At 50.2% G+C, this 23,068-nt stretch carries 17 protein-coding genes; 9 read left to right on the forward strand and 8 right to left on the reverse strand.

The annotated features are described in order from the left end of the window. Nucleotides 1-702: 702 nt before the first annotated feature. The 9 genes from tnpC (at nucleotide 703) to dmul_RS18265 (ending at nucleotide 16,264) form a co-directional block, all read left to right on the forward strand. Nucleotides 703-2,118, forward strand: a complete 1,416-nt coding sequence (tnpC, locus tag dmul_RS18215; RefSeq protein ID WP_020877353.1) for an IS66 family transposase — start codon at nucleotides 703-705, stop codon at nucleotides 2,116-2,118. Nucleotides 2,119-2,217: 99 nt separating this feature from the next. Next, nucleotides 2,218-2,418 (forward strand): methylation-associated defense system helix-turn-helix domain-containing protein MAD1, encoded by a 201-nt coding sequence (mads1, locus tag dmul_RS18220; protein ID WP_020878634.1) that lies wholly within the window; start codon nucleotides 2,218-2,220, stop codon nucleotides 2,416-2,418. Between the two features lie 60 nt (nucleotides 2,419-2,478). After that, entirely contained in the window at nucleotides 2,479-3,582 is a 1,104-nt protein-coding gene (locus dmul_RS18225) for a hypothetical protein (RefSeq protein ID WP_020878635.1), read from the forward strand. Between the two features lie 295 nt (nucleotides 3,583-3,877). Further along, complete coding sequence (locus dmul_RS18230; protein WP_020878636.1) at nucleotides 3,878-6,235, forward strand: phosphoadenosine phosphosulfate reductase domain-containing protein; 2,358 nt, start codon at nucleotides 3,878-3,880, stop codon at nucleotides 6,233-6,235. Nucleotides 6,236-6,242: 7 nt separating this feature from the next. Then, nucleotides 6,243-10,397, forward strand: coding sequence for a hypothetical protein (locus tag dmul_RS18235; RefSeq protein WP_020878637.1), 4,155 nt, complete (start codon nucleotides 6,243-6,245; stop codon nucleotides 10,395-10,397). 178 nt (nucleotides 10,398-10,575) lie between these two features. Continuing rightward, entirely contained in the window at nucleotides 10,576-12,531 is a 1,956-nt protein-coding gene (gene pglZ, locus dmul_RS18240; protein WP_200809350.1) for a BREX-4 system phosphatase PglZ, read from the forward strand. Nucleotides 12,532-12,552: 21 nt separating this feature from the next. Continuing rightward, on the forward strand, nucleotides 12,553-14,010 hold the full coding sequence (gene brxL / locus dmul_RS18245; RefSeq protein WP_070962367.1) for a BREX system Lon protease-like protein BrxL: 1,458 nt from the start codon (nucleotides 12,553-12,555) through the stop codon (nucleotides 14,008-14,010). 742 nt (nucleotides 14,011-14,752) lie between these two features. Continuing rightward, a complete protein-coding gene (locus tag dmul_RS18260; RefSeq protein ID WP_040416902.1) occupies nucleotides 14,753-14,956 on the forward strand; it encodes a hypothetical protein in 204 nt (67 codons plus the stop codon). Between the two features lie 432 nt (nucleotides 14,957-15,388). Next, the gene (locus dmul_RS18265; RefSeq protein ID WP_020878641.1) at nucleotides 15,389-16,264 is read left to right on the forward strand and encodes a hypothetical protein; all 876 of its coding nucleotides are present in this window, start codon (nucleotides 15,389-15,391) and stop codon (nucleotides 16,262-16,264) included. A gap of 21 nt (nucleotides 16,265-16,285) precedes the next feature. On the opposite strand, the gene dmul_RS18270 is transcribed toward dmul_RS18265, so the two are convergent. From dmul_RS18270 to dmul_RS18305, 8 genes are all read right to left on the reverse strand, one after another. Then, nucleotides 16,286-16,558 carry an HGGxSTG domain-containing protein gene (locus dmul_RS18270; protein ID WP_020878642.1) on the reverse strand — a complete coding sequence of 91 codons (273 nt, stop codon included), beginning with the start codon at nucleotides 16,556-16,558 and terminating at the stop codon, nucleotides 16,286-16,288. 18 nt (nucleotides 16,559-16,576) lie between these two features. Continuing rightward, nucleotides 16,577-17,065, reverse strand: a complete 489-nt coding sequence (locus dmul_RS18275) for a hypothetical protein (protein ID WP_020878643.1) — start codon at nucleotides 17,063-17,065, stop codon at nucleotides 16,577-16,579. Nucleotides 17,066-17,122: 57 nt separating this feature from the next. Continuing rightward, on the reverse strand, nucleotides 17,123-17,536 hold the full coding sequence (locus dmul_RS18280) for a hypothetical protein (RefSeq protein ID WP_020878644.1): 414 nt from the start codon (nucleotides 17,534-17,536) through the stop codon (nucleotides 17,123-17,125). A gap of 887 nt (nucleotides 17,537-18,423) precedes the next feature. After that, nucleotides 18,424-21,015, reverse strand: coding sequence for a DUF5906 domain-containing protein (locus dmul_RS18285; protein ID WP_020878645.1), 2,592 nt, complete (start codon nucleotides 21,013-21,015; stop codon nucleotides 18,424-18,426). 21 nt (nucleotides 21,016-21,036) lie between these two features. Next, nucleotides 21,037-21,801, reverse strand: a complete 765-nt coding sequence (locus tag dmul_RS18290; RefSeq protein ID WP_020878646.1) for a hypothetical protein — start codon at nucleotides 21,799-21,801, stop codon at nucleotides 21,037-21,039. A gap of 392 nt (nucleotides 21,802-22,193) precedes the next feature. Then, the gene (locus dmul_RS18295) at nucleotides 22,194-22,472 is read right to left on the reverse strand and encodes a hypothetical protein (RefSeq protein WP_144016636.1); all 279 of its coding nucleotides are present in this window, start codon (nucleotides 22,470-22,472) and stop codon (nucleotides 22,194-22,196) included. After that, nucleotides 22,456-22,851, reverse strand: a complete 396-nt coding sequence (locus dmul_RS18300) for a hypothetical protein (RefSeq protein WP_020878648.1) — start codon at nucleotides 22,849-22,851, stop codon at nucleotides 22,456-22,458. The genes dmul_RS18295 and dmul_RS18300 overlap by 17 nt, the downstream gene beginning before the upstream one ends. Beyond that, nucleotides 22,851-23,045, reverse strand: coding sequence for a helix-turn-helix transcriptional regulator (locus dmul_RS18305; protein WP_020878649.1), 195 nt, complete (start codon nucleotides 23,043-23,045; stop codon nucleotides 22,851-22,853). The genes dmul_RS18300 and dmul_RS18305 overlap by 1 nt, the downstream gene beginning before the upstream one ends. Nucleotides 23,046-23,068 lie beyond the last annotated feature (23 nt).

Below are 23,068 nucleotides of genomic sequence, written 5' to 3' on the forward strand. Positions count from 1 at the left end.
GAGCCCTTTCTCTTTGTATTTATTGTGAATTGTCGCAAATCCACCATAAATCAAAAGACAGGGCTCTTCAAGTTATTTATTCATGAAATCAGAATGATGGGCCATTTTTCAGCCCCCTCAATCCATTCCCGAAAGTTGAGTTAGCTATTATACAAAATGTATGTGGCTCGAATTATGGATATAAAGATATATCCCAATCGTAATTCAATTTCTATGAAAGTAAAAACACGGATTTCGGGTACCATGAAAAATAATTTAATTTTCCATAATCTTCAACATTATGTTATGATTTATAAATTCAACTTATCGCCTTTCGTAACTTTGGCTAAACAAGAGTGGTAATCAAAATAAAAAGTAACTATTCAGCAAAAAACTTAAAATTGACGCATTTTTTTCTTGACAGGCCTTTTCGTGAAAATTTGAATTTTCGTAACTATTCAGCAAAAAACTTAAAATTGACGCATTTTTTTCTTGACAGGCCTTTTCGTGAAAATTTGAATTTTCTTTTAGAAGTTCAGAACAGCCTATTTTTGAGGCATCAGGCTTAAGCAAAGAGTCCCTGGATCGAGAATCTTAGGCGATAGTCCCTGACCCTGACAAGAAAAATAAAATCCGATAAAATGGAACGTCGAGCGAAAAAACCCGTTCAAAAAACCTGTGTTATAGTAACTTCATTCAGGCTCAGAATTTCCGAGGTGATGAGTGAAGTTAAACGCAATAGATGTCGAAGAAACGGTCAAAAATACAAGGCGCTTGCTGGGCGAGGATCAAAACGTATCTCCTGCCCTGAAAGCAGCCGTCGAACTTTTGCTGCTTCTCGTGGCGCTATTGCTGAATCGTTTGGGGCTCAACAGCAGTAACAGCAGCAAACCGCCGGCATCTGATCCGAATCGGAAGAAGAAGGAAAAAGCTCCCGGCGCAAACAAGCGCGGCGGCCAACCCGGACACAACGGTACAACCCTGAAAAGGGTTGAAAAGCCTGATGTCATCAAGGACATCCCATTGGATCCCGCCACCTTGCCCAAAGGAAACTATAAGGAGGCGGGATATGACGCCAGACAGGTTATCGATATCGACATCTCGCAGATCGTAACAGAATACCGGGCACAAATTCTTGAGGATGCCAACGGCAAGCGATATACAGCCCCGTTCCCCGAGGGTGTGAATCGACCCGTTCAATACGGCATCAACCTAAAAGCCCATTCGGTCTATCTGTCCCAGTATCAGTTGATCCCGTATAATCGGATCGAAGAGACGTTTCTGGATCAGGCAGGAATCCCGGTCGGCGGCGGCTCGATTTTCAACTTCAATGAAGAGGCTTATGAAAAGCTTGAAGCCTTCGATGCGATAGCAAGGTCAAAGCTGATCAACTCCGACGTCTGCCATGCCGACGAAACCGGTATCAATATCGACGGAAAAAGACGCTGGCTCCATTGTGTTTCCAATGACGACTGGACCTATTTCCTTCCTCATGAAAAAAGAGGGGTTGATGCAATGAATGAAATGGGAATCCTGCCCAATTTTCATGGGATACTTTGCCACGACCACTGGAAGCCGTATTTCAAGTTCGACTGCGAGCACGCCTTGTGCAACGCTCACCATCTGCGGGAATTGCAAAGAGCATGGGAGCAGGACCATCAGGAGTGGGCGAGGGATACCAGGGCATTGCTTCTGGAGATTAACAAGGCAGTGGATGATGCCGGAGGTCAGCTGACTCCGGGAGCCTCACTGGAATTCAGACTCCGGTACAGGAAGCTGCTGGAAGAAGCCCAAAAGGAGTGTCCGCCACCGGATGAAAGCCAAAAAAATGGAAAGCGGGGTCGCCTCAAACGATCAAAGGCAAGAAACCTTCTTGAGCGGCTCATCGATTACGAAAATGAGACGCTCCGATTCATGGACGACGAGAGAGTTCCTTTCACCAACAATCAAGGTGAAAACGATATCCGGATGACCAAGGTCCAGCAAAAGATATCGGGATGCTTTCGTTCCATGAAAGGTGCGGCTATTTTCTGCCGTGTAAGAAGTTATCTTTCAACATGCAGAAAGCATGGCGTGAGGGCAAGCATTGCATTACGCCTTTTGTTTGAGGGCAAACTGCCCGACTTCCTGAACGAGTAGATTCGACTGTCAAAGAACACGATCTCCTTTAAACTTCAAGGAGCCGGTAAAACCGGGCTGAATAGTTACAATAAAAAATGAAAAACCCCGGAGTTGTCAATGGAAGACAGATGGTTGTCTGTGGACGAAATCGGGACCTATCTTGGTGTCAAGCGAGATACTATTTACAAATGGATCAGCGAAAAAACCATGCCGGCCCATAGAGTAGGCCGTCTTTGGAAATTCAAAAAAGATGAGGTGGATAGCTGGATTAAAACCGGCGGGGCAGCAGACCGGAATAAGAAAGATTCTGAAGAATGATAGGCTGTTTGTTTTGCATGGTCTTGTGCCATGCTGGATGCTCTATGAATGGAGGGCGGCATGACGACTGCTGAGCTTTTGGCGGCATTGGCGCTGGAGTGCCCAAATGGCGTGTCGTTCGATCCGATGGCGGTCCGGCTGTTGCGGCAGAAAGTGCCGTTTGAGGATTGGCAGATCGAAGACCTGAAAGCCGCGATGTTCCAATTGGGGAATGGGCTATGGCTTTCCCACGAAATGATTTCGGATGATGAGTGCCGGTTGGCGTTTGAAAGGCAGGCGGAGGAATGGCTATCGGAATACGGTTGCTTTTCGGTCGAACGGTTGTTTGAAGGTTTTTACAGTGTTCTCCGCAATATTACCACACCGGAAGTTTGTGCTGTCTTTCTGCGGCATTTAGGATTCACGGTGGCAGCATGGGGAAAGAAAGGTCATTTCTGTTTCCTGTCCCCGCCGAATCTATATGATAATCTGGCGGCAATTTCGGAAACGATTGCCAGATGGCTTGAAGAGGCAGACGGCACGTTAACCTTTAATGAAATCGAACAAGAGATGCCGTACCTGACCGCTGAGGCATTGGGAAACATCCGTATGCACTTCCTGCCGGAGGTCCATGAGGTAGAAGTCGGTGAGGTGCCCTGTTGGCGCAGCACTGAGTCGATTACGCTACCGGAGGATTTCTCAGAGAAACTGACAACTGTCGTTGATACGCTGGTTGCGCTGGATGAGAAAGTGACCCTTGCAAAACTTGAGTTCGCTTTAAATTTGTTCTATCGTACTCGTTTGCGCGAGGAGTACGCCATACTGGATAACGACACCTTCATGCGTGCTTGTGCGAAATACTACCAAGGTGGGAGCGATGTCTTTCCGAATAAGACGAAATCCCGCGCAAGAACAGGTGGCAAGCGTGTGCGTAGTCCAAATACACGTTTTCATAACCTTGGTGTGCCGGTTGGCGCGGAACTGCTTTTCACAAAGAACAGTCATATCTTTTGTGTTGTGCTGGATGCCTCCAATAAAGTGGAATATGCCGGAAAGGCATGGTCTATTTCGAAATTGGCGATTCATTTGTTGGGTGTGTCTTCTGCAAATGGCTTTTGCTATTTTAGCTACGAGGGCGAAACATTGTGGGAGAGAAGGTTGCGGCTGGAGCGAGCAGGCAAATAGGACGAATATAAAGCATCAGCGATTTTACCGCCCTCTTAAGAACAAGGGGCGGAAAACGGAATCATTGGCTTGGATCGACGGGCGATTTCACCGGCGACATGTCGTGCGTTCATAAATGCTGGTACCAATCCTCGTGTAGCGGAGCGGGTCAAACGCTTTGGAAAAGGGGAAAGGGCAGAAAAGATAGCACTGGAGCCGGGGGATGCTGTTTCTACAATGAAAAATATGATTTCAAACTACCGCATATATTTTAAGGTCTGCAAACTGAACGGCATCGTGCCGGAGGTTGGCACGAATGTATAATTACGAGTGGGACAAGCGAACGGGCAGGTACCGCCTGACGACCCAGACAGGGAAGTTTGTGGCCTGCGAAATCCGGCCAGTATTTGCAGAGGAACTGGCGCTTTTGGGGTTATGGGCACGTTTGGCGTTTGAACCGACAGAGCGGCATCCGCTGCTCTGGGCGAAGCAGAACGTGTATTTGTATCGCGGTGAAGAAATCGCTAAACTCCATAAGACACGTTATGGTAAGCCGCCGGACATCGAATGGAAGGGCGTATTAGGCGAGAACGAAGGTTTACCGAAAGGTGAGAAGTTACTAAAAAAACAAAAAATAGTTCCAGTTGATGTCGGGGCACTGGTGGCTGAAAACCGTGAAATCATGTCCGCGCTTATAGCGGATACGCTCAAGCGCATTAAGGAGATGTATGACGGTTACACCGGAAAATGCGAAGCGATTTACATCGGCTTCAGCGGCGGCAAGGACTCGGTCGTTCTACTCGACCTTTGCCACAAGGTCCTTCCGTTGGACGTACCGGTTATTTTCAGTGATACGGATATGGAACTTCCGGATACTTACCGAGTTTGGGAAGAGATCCAAAAACGCTACGAAGGCCGCACGTTTTTGAAAGTCTCCGCTAAAACCCCCGCATTGAAAAATTGGCAACTCTTCGGGCCGCCGTCGCAAGCGCTGCGCTGGTGCTGTTCCGTCCACAAAAGTACTCCCGCAATATTAGCGCTAAAGGAAAGGCTCGGAAAAAAGTCACTCAGAACGCTGGCATTTGTTGGGGTACGTGGTGAGGAAAGTCAACGGCGTTTTGGATACGACGACATTGGAGATGGTTTGAAAAGCCAATCGCAGGTGAATGCCATGCCAATTTTGGCGTGGTCCGCGCATGAACTGTGGCTTTACATTTTTGAGCATGATCTGGTTCTGAACGAAGCATACCGAAAAGGGGTACCGCGTGTGGGATGCCTGATGTGTCCAATGTCAACCGACCGCCAGAATTATTTGATACGGATGAATTATCATGAGTCAGTCGCGCCGTTTGCTGACGCGGTGCGTGATACGATTGATCGCGAGTTTTCTTCTGAAGAAGACGAGGATGCGTTCGTTTACGAAGGCGGGTGGTATGCAAGGAAAAGCGGCGTATCCTTGAAACAAGTCATTGCGGAGCCAGGAATCGAACGCAAAAGGGACCGAGTGATTTGTGAATTTCCAATCGAAGCAGAGCCAGCCTTAAAGGAGTGGCTCAAAGCCACTGGTGAAATTAAAGGCGCGAATTTGACTCTTTGTGAGGACAGGCAGAGAGGTTTGCTTCAATGTGTCTGGACGAACGGAAAAGCAGATAAGTCTGTTTCCAAGTGGCTGGTATACGCCGTTCACAAGGCTATTGCCTGCATAGGATGCAACGCTTGCGAGGCGGAATGTCCGACAGGCGCGTTGCGTTTCGAAAAAGATACCTATAGTGGAAAGCTGAAGGTCATTATTGATGAAGGGATGTGCGTTCATTGCATGAGGTGTTATACGCCCGACGAGGGTTGTTGGCGGTATTACTCAAAGCGATATGCAGGAGCAAAGACGATGAACATCAGCGGTATCAACAAATATATGACGTTTGGGCTGAAGCCTGAATGGATTGAAGTTCTGGTGAAAGAGGGCGCGAATTTCCGTCAGACAACCGCGCTAGGTAACCGGATGGTTCCAGCAGCTGTGACGTGGTTCCGAGAGGCGGGATTGATTGGAGATTCAACGGCTATAGCTACAACATCGCTTTTGGAAGTTGGCAAGAAACGCGGTTTCAGCGATTTGCTGTTTTGGCAGTTGCTATGGCTCCGACTGTCAAATATCTCTCCCCTCGTGAAATGGTATGTCTGCAATACGGATCTTAACTTGGAATATCCGGTGAAACGGATTGATGAAAAGCTATCACAATCCGTTAGTTCGGCATCGGTGAGGAAGGGTGCGTTGCAGTCGCTTTGCCAACTGGTTAAGAATTCACCGCTTTGCGAAGGAGACAGGGTGTTGATTGAAACCACAATGAAGGGCAGAACCGTTGAAAAGCTCACACGACGTGCGCGTTCGGTGGATCCGCTGGTAGTTCTTTACGGGCTTTATGTGATGGCGGAAAAGTCCGGACGCGATGCCTTCACCGTGCGACAGATGATGGCGGCGGAGTTTGACGGGGAGGTTGTGTCACCCTTATCGGTGTTCGGAATTCCGCCGGATGAGTTTAAGAAGCTGTGCATGGGACTGGTGACGGTGCATCCAGACCTCATCACGTGCAGCTTTACGCTGGGGCTGGACGAGGTGCGGGTGTTCCCGGAAACGAAAAGTCGGGACGATGTGGTGGCTCTGATTTTAGAAAGGTAATGGGCGAATGACTTTCTACAAAGACTATTTTGGGATCAGACCGGATTACGCGCCATGCATGACGCTGGCGGACATTAACAAGATGCCGGAGACATGGCTGGCTTTTTATCCGCATGATTCGTTTGTGGAGATTTTGCGGGCATTGCTTAAGAGCCTGAACGGTGGAAAAAAGACGCTCTGGATTACGGGTGCGTATGGTACGGGCAAGAGCCACGCGTCGCTGGTGCTGCAAAAACTGTTTACTGACGAAAAAGCGCGCGTCCAGAAATGGCTGGATTTGCGCAAAGCCCAGATCCCGGACCCCGTGCGAAAGGGGATACTGGAACAAGGTAGCGAAAAGACGCTCGTTGTTTATGACGTGAACGCGGACGGCGTGGATGCGAAGAATCAATTCCTGATGCGCTTGCAGCGTGGTATCACAAAGGCACTTGAAGCGGGAGGATACACGATTCCGCTGAAAGGCAAGCTATATGAGGTAATTGAGCGTATCCGGCAAGATGGGCCGTATTTCTTTGAAAAGCGCGATGAAATGCAAGCGAGACTCTCGCACCTGAACGCGGGTATCAAGACAGCGGATGCGCTTGAGAGGAAATTGCAGGATTTGAATTTGGAGCCGGGCCTTGTCAGTGACGCGATGCGAGTACTGGAGGCGAGGCATATCTATATGGGTTTGAGCGCAGAAGAGTTCTTGGAGTGGGTGGACGCATCCTTGAAAGCAAACAGTCTTTCCAAACTGGTCTATATTTGGGACGAGTTCTCGGCGTTCATGAATCGTAATCGAACGGCATTAAAGACTCTGGAACAATTGGCGGAAGCTGCTCAGCAGGGGCGGTTTTATTTTGTACCGGTGACGCACACAGATATTTCGTCGTATGTGGCGGCGGGCTCCGAAAGCGCGAGGAAAGCGAACGACCGGTTCACGTTCAAGCGGATTGACCTGCCAAACGAAACCGCGCTTAAACTTGCAGCGGATGCCTTCGTTGTCAATGCGGAGAAGGCAAGAGAGTGGGAACAAGAGCGCGACGTGCTTTGGCACAGTGTGAACGTTGTGGCCGAAAACTACATGGTTGTCCACAAAGCAGGCATCGATACGGCGGATTTCAAGGGTATCCTACCACTACATCCGATGGCGGCATTTCTGCTGAAACATCTATCGGTGGCTATCGGATCAAACCAGCGGAGCATGTTCGAATTCTTAAACGGCGAGGAGTTCAGGGAGTTCATTGAGAAAGGCGGGCTGGATGTTCCAGGTCATCAGCTTTTGACGGTGGATCATCTGTGGCGGTATTTCGTAGAACGGGATGACCTGGGGACGGGGCAAGCCGTACAGGAAGCCCGGGTGGAGTACGATAGACGAGAACAGGATTTGCAACCAGACGAGCGACGCGTGTTCAAGGCGGTGTTGCTGTTTGGCTTGATGGAACAGATGCAGGGAACGGGTCATCCGCTGTTGAGTGCGACGGTGGAAAATATCCTACGCAGTTTCGAGGGGGACGGCGATTTGCAGGGCGTGGATGCGATTCTACGCAATCTAGAACAGAAGCATTGTTTCGCGATTATTAACGGGCGTTGCGAACGTTTCCTTGACCGCTCGGACACGAAAGAGATCGAAGAGAAAAAAGCGGCGTTAGATGGCAAGTTTGGCGGTCTCGTACTGAAAGACACCGAGACAGAGTTGGTTAAACAACTGAAAGGAGTCAACTACGGCGGTCGTTTTGATATACGCGCGGCTGGTGTCGGCGGTCTTTCGGCGTCAAGCATTGCGAGACGAGAGTCTTTTAGTGCGACAGGGAACCGTGTGCTTGTGCAGTTCATTTTGGCACGGGATGAGCAGGAAAAATTGCGCATTCCTGACAAGGCAAGGGAATTGGCGAAACAGTTCAAAGACCACCGAATGCTGTTTGTGACGCTGCCGGAAGTCAGTTTTTGCCATGACAACGCAAAAGCATGGGAAATATTTACGGAAAACAGCGCTCATCTCGCATTGGCAAGAGATGGCGCGAGCAAGAGGGTGTTCGAAACGCAGGTCAGTAGCGCAAAGGAGGAGTGGTACTCCAAGGTGATGACCGCTACCAAACTCATCGTGTACAAGCCAAACCCAAACGGTGAACCGTTCACCGAAGAAGTGACTTGGGGGCAATTGAAAAAAGACTGGCTTACCGGCTATGCGAAACAGACATTCGAGGCATATACGGACGATCTTTGTGGATTCAACATCAGCGCATTTGCCGCGCCAACCCACTTACAGAGCTGGGCGCTTGCAGGCATGGAATTCGACAGGTTCGCGAAGCCAGGCGCCTGGAGGACTGTTGTGGCGACGTGGAAGAAGAACGGTGTTACTGGTGAGGATGCATGGTTCGATGCGAAACCCAACCATCCGCTGACACAGTTGCGCGATTTTTGCAAAAAACGGCAGGACAACACAGTGGGTGCGGGAAATACCTGCTCATTACGCAAACTTTACATCGACTTGCAGCGTCCGCCGTTCGGACTGCTGTGCGTGCCGCATTCGGCCTTCGTGCTGGGTTATGTGCTGAAAACATGGTTGACCGGACAGCGCAAACTGCAATGGACGGATGGCGTGACAAGCAAGGCGCTGGACGCAGCGGCGCTGGCGGAAATCATCGAGACGGTGGTGAAAGACGACGGCGCCAACGCCATCAAGAACGAGAAAATGATTTGTCGCCTATCGAAAGAGGAAAAGGTGTTCATCGAACAGAGCAGCGTGATTTTCGAGAACAGTCCGCTTGCGGACGGGACGGTGGAGGCAGCGCTCAACGCGGTCGGGACACGGCTGGAACAGATTTCGCACCGCGTTCCACTGTGGGTTTTGCCGGAGTATATCCGTGCGCAAGCGGAGCCGCGCGCAGAGGCAATGGGCAAAGTTATTGATGCGCTGTGCGCGGCGAATAGCATCAGTTCCAAAGGAGACACCGAAACTCGCGGGAACAAGGTGAAGGAGATTGGCGAGATGCTGCTGGCAACACCAGGTCTTGCGGAGGCGATGGCAAAATATATGACGTCGGTGGTTTTTGAGGAGGCATTCCAGCAATATGTCGATAGTGCCAAGCCGGAGTTAAAAGCCGTGGCGGAACGTATTGGCGATTCGACCCACAGCTATTGCAGCGCGGTTAAAAAACGTTTTGCGGCGACGAGCGGTTGGCTGTGGAAACGCGGCGACGCCGAGTCCGTACTGGAAGAGATTTACCGACAGACACTGTGCGCAGAGTATATCCGTAGGCTGGCTGGCTCATCGGGATACATAAGCTTCGAGGATGCGCTGAACCGCTTGCGCAACGCGGTGTTGAGCGAAAACAAGGTGCCGACGGAATTCTGGGCGAGGAAACATCCAGCGTTGCTGCGCTTCTTTGAATTGCTTATTAGACCGTCGATGTCGAGCGAGGACGTGCAAACCTTCGGAGAGATTTTGGAACAGCAAATCGAGGTTATCCGCGAGGTGTTCTTCGACGTGACGCAAGCGCGGCAGCTGGATGCGATTCGGGAAATTTTCGGAGAAATCTGGCCGATGGCCAGTGCGGAAGGTCGCGAGCTTTATAATGCCTTTCACCCAGATTCGGCGAGACTCGATGAGCAGAGCTTTAAGGTACAAGGTCGTGGCAAGATCGAGGAATACAGCCGTAAGCTGGTTTCTAAGCGGGTGGTAGCGCTGTGGCGCGAACACACAGGTACGGAGTCGCCTGATGATTGGAGCCGCAAACACGCACTGCCCGCCGAATGTGTTTTGACGATGGATGATGCCAAGAGTATCGTCGATGCGATCTCGAATCCGGGAGGGGTGTCGGCGGAAAGCTTACAGTCCGTGTATGACGAACTTGAAAAAGAGGGGGCATTTGTGGATGTGGCAGCGGCGGGTAATAAATTCCTAAATCGGGTGGTACCGGCTCGTTATCAAAAAATCGGGTTTAGTGTCGAAGAATTGGGGAATTGGTTATACAGAAAATTGGGTGACTCACCGGGCCGATGGTTAGCAGACGTAGGGCTTCACGAAGCGGTCGAGGCGTTCGTTAAACAGGGATATGACAATTATGCGCGGAAGCAGGCCGAGGAAAAGGTGAATATGCTTTCCGATGCTGAGGCGAAGATATTACTCCTGAAGCTGATTGGTCAAATCCCCGATGTAGGGCTTTCGGTGCTGGAGTAATACTATGATACTGAACGAGTATTGCGAATACATCAGAAACCCCCTCGCGGAGGCGAAGGCGCGGGTAGTTGTCGTGCCTCCGGGGGGGAGTTGGACGACGTTGCGCCGGTTTTGCCAAGAACGCGGCTACGTTGAGTTGCGTTTGAGCGATCTTGTGAGGGAAGGCGCGTGGCTCCCAATGCCTGATGAGGTCTTCGGGCGAGTACGCGATGTTATGACGGCGCAGCAGATAAGTGGTAAGAGTTTAGTATTGCTGGGGATGCCTGGCTATCTTGCGTTGTTGGCAAACGAGAATAAACGGGCTGCGATTGTCGCTTTACGCGAATGGATAGACAGTGCGTCTGGGCAGGAAGCGGTCTGCTTTTTGCGTAGTGATGACGACACAGAGTTGATACTCAAGGATGTTTTCGCCAATCCGCGCTACCGCCAGGGGAAGCAACTGCTTGAAATAGACGCTGAAAAGATCGTGTCGCATGTCACTTCGGAAGAGGAGGAAAGAATCGCGGGGCGTACGGAGGTGATGCTGGTCGGGAACGATTTGGCCCCCTTCATCCCGGAATTGTTCGACACTTTTCAGAAATATTTGCGATATACCGAGGAGCATCCAAACGACAACTCTATCCGGCGGATTGTTGTTGCCTCGGAAGGACGGGAATTGGCCGGGCTCAGCGCTGAGGTGCGGCAGGTGGTGTGCCTACGGGATTTTGCTCGCGTGTTTTTCGATGTGGAAGATGCCGAATTGTCCGAAGATGCTTTGCGGTGGATGTGTGAGTGGGGTAAAGGGGGTTCGGGGAAAACACTGTCGGAAACTCTCAAGACGCAGTTTTTCCCAGAAGGTGAGGTATCAAAGCGTGTCTTGCAAGTGTTTGATGGGTGCAAGAGGACAGAACGCGAGGCGTTATTTTGGCTGGTTAAACGTGTCGCTTCCAAGGGAAGTTACCTTGAGTATGTCACAAGGCAAGAGGGGATTCTTGTCAACAACTTTCGCTCCGCATATGTGGCAGGCGCTGCGGAATGGATAGATGAATCGTTAGCCTTTGCTGGCGAACGCAGGGATGCTATACGAGAAGCAAACGTTATAATGTCCGACACGGACATCCGGCAGTTCATTACGCGTTGCGAGGGCGAATCCACGTCTCGAGTAGCGCCGTGGTTGAACTGTGGGACAGACACGGAGCGAGCCGAATTACTGAGGCGTTGTGCAGTGGACGGACTTGTGTCAAATTCGGTAAAAGACGTTTATCCAGAAGCGGCAGCTTATCTGAATTCGGATCCCGTTTTCGACAACTTGGCTCTGGAAGATTATTTCAGGGAATACCGTGAACTGAAAATGGCTAGCCGCGTTACACCAGAGTTTTACGTGAAAGCGCAGCAGGTGGTTCCTTTGAATTCAGTACAATCGCGAGACGTGATGGTGCAACGGTATGTATCGGACAATGTGTGCGCATTGCTGGTGGTGGACGCGATGGGTGCGGAGTGGCTTCCTATGCTAGTGGCGTTAGCGCGGGAGCGGAATATAGGCGTTGATTCGATTGGGGTCGGCGAAGTGAATCTGCCGACAACAACGCGGTTCAACAACATTCATTGGCCAGACGTGGCTCGGCGGTTGCAGGATATTAAACGTTTCGACAACATCGCGCATAATGGTATTGAAGCGCACGAGAAGCGTCGCGCGGAGGAGAATTTGGCAGGGGCATTGGATGTGATCGGTGGCGAGGTGTTGCCACGTGTGGCGGATGGGCTGATGCGGTTTGAGCGGGTGATAGTCACAGGAGACCACGGGAGTTCGCGGCTATCGGTGTTGGCGTGGCAAGCAGAACCGAGACTGGCAAGGACGCTTTCTTGTGATTTTGGTGCAGAGATCGCCGATTGGCGCTACCGTGAGCGGGCGGCACAAGGATTATGTCCGCCGGAACTTGAGGAGACGTTGGACGGAAGGTACTGGGTGGTGCGCGGGTATAACCGGCTGCCCAAAAAGGGCGGCGGACAAGGCTTTGAGCTACACGGCGGAGCATCGCTGGAGGAGCGACTTGTGCCGGTTGTGATTTTCTCGAGGACAGGGCAATTCATGCCGAAGACGAAGACCGGTGGCAAACGTTTGCAGATTGTTGAGAAAGATGATTTTGATTTGTAGTTTAAATGAGGGCACTCAATAATGGTAAATACTGAAAAATTGCGGACGGCATTCCCGGACACGACGGTATATAAGGATCCGAACATCGTGGCGATCTTCAAAGCGGCGTCGATTCCGTCGTTTTTACGGGATTGGATTCTGAAGCGTAAAGCGGAGTCTGATGGTAGAATCCACGATGCTGAGGCGTTACGAAAATACATTTACGAAATCATACCTCGCCAGGAGAATTTGCTGGAACTGAAGGACGCCGCACGAAGTGAGGGACTCACGAAGAAGTTTCTGGCCAAAATTGAAATTCAATTTAGCGTGCGTTCCAATGAGTACACGTTTGCGATTCCGGAATTGGGGCTTGGGCATGCTGAAACGCTGATTGATGATTATGTCTGGAACCGAATCAAAAATGATGTCGTAAAAACGGCTGGTGGCTGGGGACTGGTACAACTTGGGTACTGCAGTCCAGGCGATGATAAGCCCCGAGGATGTTTCACGCTTTTAGAGTACAAGAATTTTTGCCCGTACACGATCGATCTGGACGCCTATAGAGAGGCTCGCAGTCAGTTTACGGCCGAAGAGTGGCTCGACGTTGTTTTGGGAGCGATTGATTACAACCCGGAGGGATACGAAGATTGGGTTCAGAAACACACGGTGCTGACGCGCCTGCTGCCGTTCATTGAGCCACGACTGAATCTGGTGGAACTGGCTCCGAAGGGAACGGGTAAGTCTTATCTGTTCGGGCGGGTAGGTAAATACGGCTGGTTGGTAAGCGGAGGGACGCTGACGCGGGCGAAAATGTTCGGCGATATCAATGGAAAGAGCCCTGGTCTGGTCGCAACGAACGACTTTGTAGCGCTGGACGAAATCCAGTCAATCAAATTCCATGACCCGAGCGAGATGCAGGGCGGGTTGAAAGCCTACATGGAAAGTGGGGAAATCACGGTCGGCAAGAATCGTATCATAGGTGGGGCCGGTGTCATTCTGCTGGGGAACATCCCGCAAACAGAGATGGACGAAACCAGAGACATGTTCCAGAGGCTGCCGGGAGTGTTTCACGAGTCGGCATTGCTGGATCGATTCCACGGTTTTATCCGCGGGCGCGACATCCCACGTATGAGTGAGAACCTTAAAATCAACGGTTGGGCGCTGAACACTGAGTATTTCTCTGAAATTATGCATCTACTGCGCCAGCCGGCGGAAACATTGATTTACAGGCATGTCGTCGAAAGACTGGTGGATTATCCTATAAACGCTGACACACGAGACACGGAAGCGGTTTTGCGGTTGTGCACGGCCTACCTTAAACTAATGTTTCCGCATGTCGCAGATCCAAACGGAATCGACAGGTGGGAGTTCAAACGGTACTGTCTGCGTCCCGCCGTGCAAATGCGCACGGTGATCCGGCAGCAGTTGCAGAAGATAGACCCGCTTGAATACGGAGGGAAAAACATAGCCGCATACACGTTACACGAGGTAGAGCAATGAACGGAAGGAGACAAATCAATTGCACCTATTGCGGCAAAGAGAAGCTCTCCAGAAATGAAATTGGACTTAACAAGAAACTCATCCATAGACAGATTGAACAGATGATGTGTCTTTCATGTATGGCCGAGGATTTAGAGACGACGGAAGAGGAGATAATAGAGATGATCGAAATATTTAAGCGGCAAGGCTGTGAGTTATTTTCGTGAGACAGGGGTTGAAAATGTTCAATCACGTCCTTAGAGCCGGATGAATTGGCTATCGATACTGCCGAACTTGCTGGGCCAGATCAACTTGGAGGAAATTTTCAAAAATGGCTTGCCGAGATGTCAATCTCCCTCAGAAAAGTGGACGCCGAGTTAAACCGCAAGGGATAAGGCACCTTTTTTTTACTTCAAGCAACTGGAGGCGAAAATCATGAAAAAATCACAGGGAAACCAAAATCTGGCATGAATCCTGAATTGCCAAGGCTGATTCAAAAGCTGAAAAAAATTCATTAACAATCAAGAATTTATCTGTGATCCCAAAGAATCGTCGAAAGATTTTTCCCGAAGGAGGACGCTCTCCTTTTCAACTTTGGTCAGCTTCCTCTCAACATGAACAAGGGTTCCTATCAGACCGAGCTCAACCAGTTTTTCAGGGCTCAACACAGAGACGACGTTGCAAAACAGGTCGTCACAAAAGGGCTCTATCGAAAGCCAGAAAAAAATTGAAGCCCAGTGCATTCATAGATCTGAACAGCCGCATGATCGAAGAATATGAAAGCGGCTTCGCGGTCGAGACTTGGAAAGATTTCCATATGCTTGCCATCGATGGATCCACGGCCACGCTTCCTGATGAACAGGAGATCGTCAATCATTTTCGGCGTCTGGAAGCCCAACAAGGGGAAATCCTGTCCCAAAGCCCGTCTTTCCCAGAGGTTCGACGTATTGAATCGGTTGACGGTTGATGCGATCATCTCACCTAAAGGCCGGAAAGAACGAGACCTTGCTGCCACCACACACTCTCTAATCTCTAATGGGCTTTGATACCGATTCTGTTACCGTTGGTTCGGCTGAGCCGCATTGAACTGCATACTAAATCAGAAATGATCTTGAGGCCGTAACTCATCGCCGGCTCTATCCGAAGCCGCCGCCCGTTGGCTCTATCCATTGAGAGCGACCGAGATCCCAAACATTGTGATAAAGATCCAGCAGCCCCAAACATCGACCAGGGAGGGTTCGCAAAAAAGTCATGGTCTGGCAGAAAAAATAAAACCTATATAATATTTTTTATTGATCAAGCTTGTGAGATATTGTAAAGTGCTGCATCACACTCGAACGTATAGCAATATGATATGAATCCAGGACCAGATAGCGACTGCTCAGAAAGGTATTGCAGAATGGATGATTATGATAGGGGAGCGAGCGCAACAAGTGATGTAGGTGCTGCTGCCGACGGAGCCAGCAAAGATGTGGCCGTTTGTACAGAGCCGGAAGTTGACATTCCAGATACTGAGCGACTACTGGCCGAGAAGGCCTACGGTGAACTGTCACGAATTTTCAGAGAGCACTATGAAAATGCCATTATGGAAGCGGGTGAATACATCATCAAAGAGTTCTATGACGGGAATTTTGATATGGCGCGTGATAAAAAATCACCTAAAGAGGGGTCGTTGAACCACCTGATAAAGATGATACAGGACACTTCTTCTAAAGGCCCTTCAAAATCATGGTTTTATAATGCTGTTAATCTGGTCGTCCAAAACCACGATCTAAAAGCAGGTGAGGACGACGAAGCAGAGAAGAAGCGTTTCCACACGTATGGAAACCTCCGTTTGAGCCACAAGGTCTGCTTGCTTTCAGTGTCAGCAGTCGAACAAAAAAAGCAGCTTATCGATGAAATAAATGAAAAGGATCTAACCGTCCAGAAGCTCAGAGACCGCATTAAGGAACTGAAGTCAGCCGATGATAACCCCTCAACAAAAAGTCTCAACCAGATTATTTCCAGACCAGAGATATTATTTGCTGAGGGTTATTCGAAAGAGGATTACCTCGATAAACTTAGCAAGATGTCGACGAAATCGCTTGATAGCCTTAAGGCAAAAAGCATTACAAAACGGGACAATCTCAAGAAAGAGATAGCTGAGTTGGAGAAGGTCAAGGGGTCTAAGGAAGGCCATGTACAAGGCTACGTTTTGCTGATTGAGGAAATCTCTAAAGTAATGGCTAATAAGACGGCGGCATCAAGCCAAAGCGAGCCTGATCCCGGCAGCTGAAGATCGCCGCCGGAACCAATCCTATGCCGAGATCCCGGAAATCTGATTCATCATTGACATCAGCTCCCGACTCTCCTTAACCAGACGCCGGGCATCTCGCCGCCGGGCGATCGCCTCAGCACTGTAAAACCCGTGTTTCCAGGCATTCTTATTGCCTTGGGGGGCACCGCTGCCTTTGGCACCACCGTGAATCCTGCAACGGCGCCTACCCAGCTCGGGCGGATTCTGGCAGAGGGCTCCGGACCTGGTTTTAGCACCGCAGATGATAGGTTGATCCTCTGATTTTGTACTCATCCCCCGTTCTCCCCCCTCTCAACTCTGGTTGACCTGGCCGACCACCGCCTGGCCGCCTGAATGCACGTGGACGTGCTCGACGGTCATTCGCTGTTGGCCTTTTTGTCGGTAACGCCGAAGCCCTTCCATCTGTAATGCATAGGTTCGGGATAACTTGGCGGCCAAGTCCAGATACTGTTTGCGGGTGTCGAAAAAAGTGGTCTTGTTGACGGCGTCCGCTATGAGTTCCATACAATGGTTATGGATGGCAACCATTTGGACGGCTAACATCGCTTCTACTGGGTCCTGCGGCTGGATTTCATCAATGGCCACGATATCTGCATTGAGACACGCGGCTGTATCCTTGTTAGACCGTTTGTGGGCGTCTAATAATTGCTGGATTCGAACGGTCGCCAAATCGACGCTCGAGGTTCCAGCTACCTTTTTGATGTCTTCAACGCAGTCTATGAGCCCCTTCTGTCCGTCCAGATCGAGCGGGGCGGCATCACCTTGGTCGTGCAAAATCATCCTGAAATTCCTTTATATAAGATATTGGAACGGTAGGGGCCGTAGTTGCCCCCAATCTCATAGCCCATAGTAAAATCTATATTTGAAATGGTTCATCTGGCGTACCTTCTTTTGGGTTCCGTCGGGGTAGGTCCAGATGGTCCAATCGTTATCGTAATAATGCTTCTCCGGATCGGCGACTTCAAAGATCTCGAACACGGGTAGGTGATCATCTAGAGCGGACTTTGCCCTCCAGACTGGGTAGCTGTCATTGTGGAAGGTAATATACGATGAGATTTTCTCAGGGTCCGATCCCATTCGGAAAGTCCAATCGTGAATGACTACTCGTTCGAATTTTTCTTTGCTTACCCGGAGGAGGATGTCGCCATCAAGTGGGTCGTATGCCCTATAATGCCAGGCCGGGCCGATCTTTGTGGCGGAGAAACGCCTGAGGTCGTCGATGTGGCGGGGTCTGCAGGAATATTTATACATTGGGAAGATCCTTCCTAAAGCACTCAATATTAATGGGGTTGTTTTTACTTTATATTAAAATATGGGAGGTCAGAGCAGGGATGTTAAGTCAGGACTACCAATTTGTTGGCTCAGATAATTTCTGAAGACCATGGGTTCCCACTGCGCTCTGTGATGATTCTCGGAAGCTGCAATTGATGGGTTGTTTTGGGCTACCCGCGCGTCCAGCCAACTTTTGCAGCGCCTCCATGGTTCAGTGACACGGCTGAAGGAAGGGAGTTATGAGGCGTCACGTTTGTCACGATCTCGTCGCCCGAATCAATCCAAATATGACGGCGATTTTGGCATATTTAAAGGGTGATTCCTTGAATCCGTCATGTCTGTCATATTTGTCATGTACTTTATTTTTATTATAAAAATGAAAATATTAATCCGGCAATTAAAGATCTGAACAAGAAGTTGTTAAGAATATCGCTAACAACCTAAAATATTTGATCAAGAAAATTATGGTCTGTTTATGTATATAATTATCAATTTAATATATAAAATAATAAAAGGATACATGCAGTGCTATAGTTATTTATATTTTTTTTATGTAATAAGAAATCGAAAAAAGAATGTGACAGACATGACAGACATGACGGATTCAAGGAATCACCCTTTAAATATGCCAAAATCGCCGTCATATTTAAACGTTTTCCTGGGCCGAGAATATGACAAATATGACGTCTCATAATCCCCCACCCTCCGGATGATTCACATGCGGGGAAAAGATGGAGAGGTGGGGGTAGGCGGCAGAGTGCGGATGACACAGCAGAGAAGTAATCAGACAAAGCCGCTAAAAAAAAAAGCCGGCACACCTATCACAAGAGCACCGGCTTCGATCAACCAACTGCGGACTTAATTCATCACGGCTCATCCCACGCGAACTCTACGCCAAGATGGTCTCTGAACAACTCCCGGCAGCGCTCCAGGCTAGGAAGTTGATACTTCATTCTACGTTGCCCGCTGGATTGTCTCGTCTGGCGGACCTCCTTGCACATCCTCGTTAGCTTTATACCGAATTGCTTCTGGGTGATCCGGCCCCTGATAGTCTGCTGGCGGCAAAACTCCAAGAATTCATCGTACAGCAACTCTTTTACTATCTCACTAGGCCACTCTGTACTGCCATCGTTGGAAGACACACACTCTTCGCAGAACTCGAACATCTTTGACGTGAGCTCGCACAGCTTCCCGGTTTGCAACCGCTCAAACCAAAATTTATCCGTAGGATCCATCGTGGCCAGCACTTGGTCGAACAACGCCCCAGTCTTTGGGGAATCCCGAAGATTGACTTTCGACAAATCCACCTGCAACAACTCATAGAGCAGCGCCTCAACCCCGCCAGCGTCCATCTGCTTGTTTAAAGCCTTGAAATATTCAAAATCACATCCGTGATCCCCGCTGACATCCAGCACGACAAACCGTCGTTCATCCCTCCCGGCAGGCACCACCCAGTCATAGTTGCTGGCCATGATCAACCGGATGTGATTTTCGATTTCAAACTGGTTGAAGCCCTTGGGCTCGATCCGCATTGTAGGCTCTGTAATCATCGCCCGGAGCATCCCCGTGGCTGTCTTGCTGCCTGAGCACGCCGCCTCGTCCGCGAAGACGAGTAAGGCATTTTTCAGGTGGTCGTTGAACCGGCCTGTCAATGAGCCTTCGTTTGCGACCTGACAGTAATGCCGCCCGAAGATCTTGCCAAACGTATTGACAAAGGTCCCTTTTCCGGTACCTTGACGCCCACGCAGGACCAGTGCTGTCCCCGGGCGCGCCCCACCGGGATTCTGGACAGCATCCGCCATCCATGCCCATACGTAGTCATAAATCGCCTGATCTCCGTTTGCGATAACCTTAAAAATGTGTTCCTTGAACAGCGAACAGTCACCGAGGATCGGTTCCACGGCCAGCCCCTTGTACAGATTGTACCAGCCCGGGTGATCCTTGTTGGGGTCCATGATGATACCCTCATAGGCGCGTCTTCCGGGCCACGTTACCCACACCTCGGAAATCGGACGCCACTTTTTTCCCAATCTTATGGTTTTATCCGCATAGAAGCTAACGAAGTCCGACTTTTTAGAAAAGGTCTCGTACGGCTGCCCGTTCACCGGGTTGATCCCTTCGGCCATGATAGCGAACTTCCCGTTCAGGTTCACGACCGCATGCTTCTCATTCAGAGCCTCTAGAGCTTGGATATTGTCTTCGGTATCGATGTCCTCGGTCTCTGTATCATCGACAGACGCGCCCCATTCCTCGCCCGTCACTGCCTTATAGATGTCTTTCCACTTCGTGCGGTTGGGGTCCCCTTTGCAGGAGTTATGGAAGCAGTGATACCCGGGCAGCCCACCGTCCTCACCGACGATGATCGCAGCCTCGTTCCCTTTGTGGGACGGGTCAAAAAGGCAGACATCCAGGCAATACAAGGTCTTATCGTTTTTCTCCTTAACCGTGTATTTGATCTCTTTCTCGTTCAGGAATGCCGCGACATCCACAGGAGCGTACTTAAGCTTTTCCTTTTTAGGCCGACCTCTCTTCGATTTCGCGGCTTCAATTTCAGCCTCGACCTCCGTGACCCACAGCGACAGTTTATCGTAACCGTCAGCCGCGTATTCCATGTCCCCAACCTGATAAATGTAGGACATACGGTGGTGCGTGTCGTAGTCACTTGGGTCCCCCTTCATGGCCTTGGTGCCGTATAGCTTAAAGATCCGGCCAGGGTTGAACACAGTCTGATCGATGTCCTGTGATCCGTCGCCGTTCAGCTTGAACTTCAGGCAGGCCAGCACCCGCTTCACGAAATCAGACGCAGCTCTGACATTTTCGTTCTCATACCGATAGAGTAGGTGCGCACCATTGCCGGACACTCCGCGGAACGGCTTAGCCAACCCGAGCTTAGCCAGGAAGGCCTCGATCTCGTCACCCTTCGCCAGCGCTCCTTGCAGTTGCTCTAACGACGATGCAGTCCCCGAGGGCCTCTTGGGGTCGACATCGATCGGCAGCCACTGGTAGGCTGTGACATCCAAATCGGACGTGGTTCCTCCGTCGTTCGAGGCTAATTTATTATGCATGCGCCCAATAACCATTGGGTTCAGCTTATGCAGCGTAAAGTATATACCAGCTTTTCCGTTATATTTCCCATCGTTGCACTGTGCTTCGATGTGCCTGGCAGCTGGCTTCACAGCCGCCTTAAACGCCGCGAAGCTATTGAAGTACCCTGCTATCGTCTTCCACGCCGATCCGGTCCAATAGTCTGATTTTCCTGTAACTCCGATGATCCGAACCTCAACCACGTTGTCGACCCCGACCAACTGATTGTAAATGTCCTGGTCGAAAAGCGTTCGCTGGTTCTCGTGGAGCACCAGTTCCTCCTTTTTTACGGGGATGTAGTTCAGCAGATCCGCTTCAAAAATGTCCACACCAGCTTCATCATCGGTCGCCATATCAATATCACTATAAGACATATCTTTGTTCTCCTGTATTATTTATAAAACCATGAAGCCGTCTTCACCCCCACTGCCGATGTACAAAAGCTTGCTCCCGTCTTCAAATTCTCTCTCCATTGCCCTGTACCTTCGCAACGCCTCGTTATTCTGTTTAATTTCTTGGCGCCACTGGTATAAGGCCGGAAATTTTTCCGCCAACTCCTGGTCGTTGAGTGGCCTCCCCGACGCATGCCTCGGTCCTTCGTAGTAACGCCAGGAGAGTACTTCACGCCCACGATCCATAAATTCTTCCCACCGTGGATGGGAAGGATCTACTATCTTATCGATTGTGTTACGGTCCCCGAAAACATTGAGACTGCACGGAAACAGCGTACGGTCCAGGCAGTATATATCGCCAATATGCAAAATCAGCTTCTTCTGCACCTCAGGGTCCTTGCTATTGACCTGAACACCGTATTTGCAGGCCAAGATGCCCCGTAGGATCTTCTTAGACTTGTTGACCGCGAACTTGTTCTCATTTTTGGTCTCAACCACAAGGTAGTCGATGAACTCCAGACCGTTGTACTCGCCGTGGTATATATCATCGGATATGTCGGCGCTACGCCCGTTGAGCACACATACGACCGAAACTTTCAGTTTGATCTGGATGTTACCCTTTTGTGAGACGCTGAGGCCGTCGGGCAGACCGTTTTCTTCATCGAACCTACTGGTGAATACTTCGCACTCTGCAATTGAAAGAGTGTTAGGGGGAACTAATTTAGGTTTGACAACCGTAACCGAATGTTTTATTGTAGTATAAGACATAGATAAAATTTCCTGTATTAAATGTTACTCGGTGCGCCTCCTTGGGATCTCAGCCCTCGGAGGCGCTTTCTTTTTGGTTATGCAGGAGCGGCAGCATATCCCAGCACACCCCTGTCTTTTGTTCATTTACGGCACAGATCGCTTCTCATCGACAGGTTTTGACCCAAGCCTAAAGCTCCTGCTTGAGGCCTCAGTACGATATTCTGGGACACAGACGGCTATACCGTTGACATAGTCATCTATTGTGGTATGATTTTGGTTAATCATATCAACATCCTTTCACTTGGCGTCTCATGGGCCTCTGCAACCCGGGAGGCGCTGTTCTTTTTTGAGGGGCGAGAAAGGCGTACCTTCGATCTTACCCGCCCCACCTTGTTAATCCGCCTCGGCCCCTAAAATCCAAACGCCCTGCCGATCCAATACCCCCACCAGCCCAGTTCGTACATCATCTGGACCAGCCACATAGGGTTACACTGATCGATCGTATCTGCCACCGAGATCATCCGCTTGCCCATCCAGCCTGAGTCTCTTCGGTGCCGTGGGCTGTACTTGACCACCCCCAGGACCTCGGGCCGCACCTGAATACCAGCCCTGAACCACTGGTTGATTTTAACTATTTCAGCGACCTTGGTGTTAACGGTATCCTCATTCATTTCATTCCTCCTCATCATTAATCACCATCTCCAACACATCCACCCACAGCCGATGCATCGCCAGCAACAGCCGCTCAGGCATATCCACAAATGTTGCGATGTGCTTCATACAATCGATGTTGACAAACGTCTCCCCGCTCACGTCCCTGTACACTATGTCTAACAATTCGGCAGTGGCCATAATCAATTCATCATCCCTGCTTCCGTCGTCCGGCATCTTGGTATAAGCTTCCTGGTTGGCCACATCATAGAGCATCACCCGGCCGCCCCCGAAGTCCAGGCGCCGGAATTTCTTAACATTCTCCAGGTATGACCAAGCCACTATGCCTGGGTGGTATTCCAGGGGAGTGTCCTCCGCATAGCCGATGAGTCCCCAGTCCACATTGGCTCCCTCCATCACATCACCTCCTGGTCCTTGATCATCGCCCGGATGTCCTGTGGTCCCATGTCTAGGAGGGTCTCCAGGGGGACCCCCGTAAGCTCCCGTACCCGCTTGGCCAACCGCACGGATATCCTCGCGCGACCGGTGCACCAGTGATGTACGCATTGACGGGTGATTTCCAGTTTGTCTGCAAATTCCTGCATGTTCATGTTGTTTTCCTCCTTCGATTACT

Source organism: Desulfococcus multivorans, from assembly GCF_001854245.1.
GTDB lineage: Bacteria > Desulfobacterota > Desulfobacteria > Desulfobacterales > Desulfococcaceae > Desulfococcus > Desulfococcus multivorans.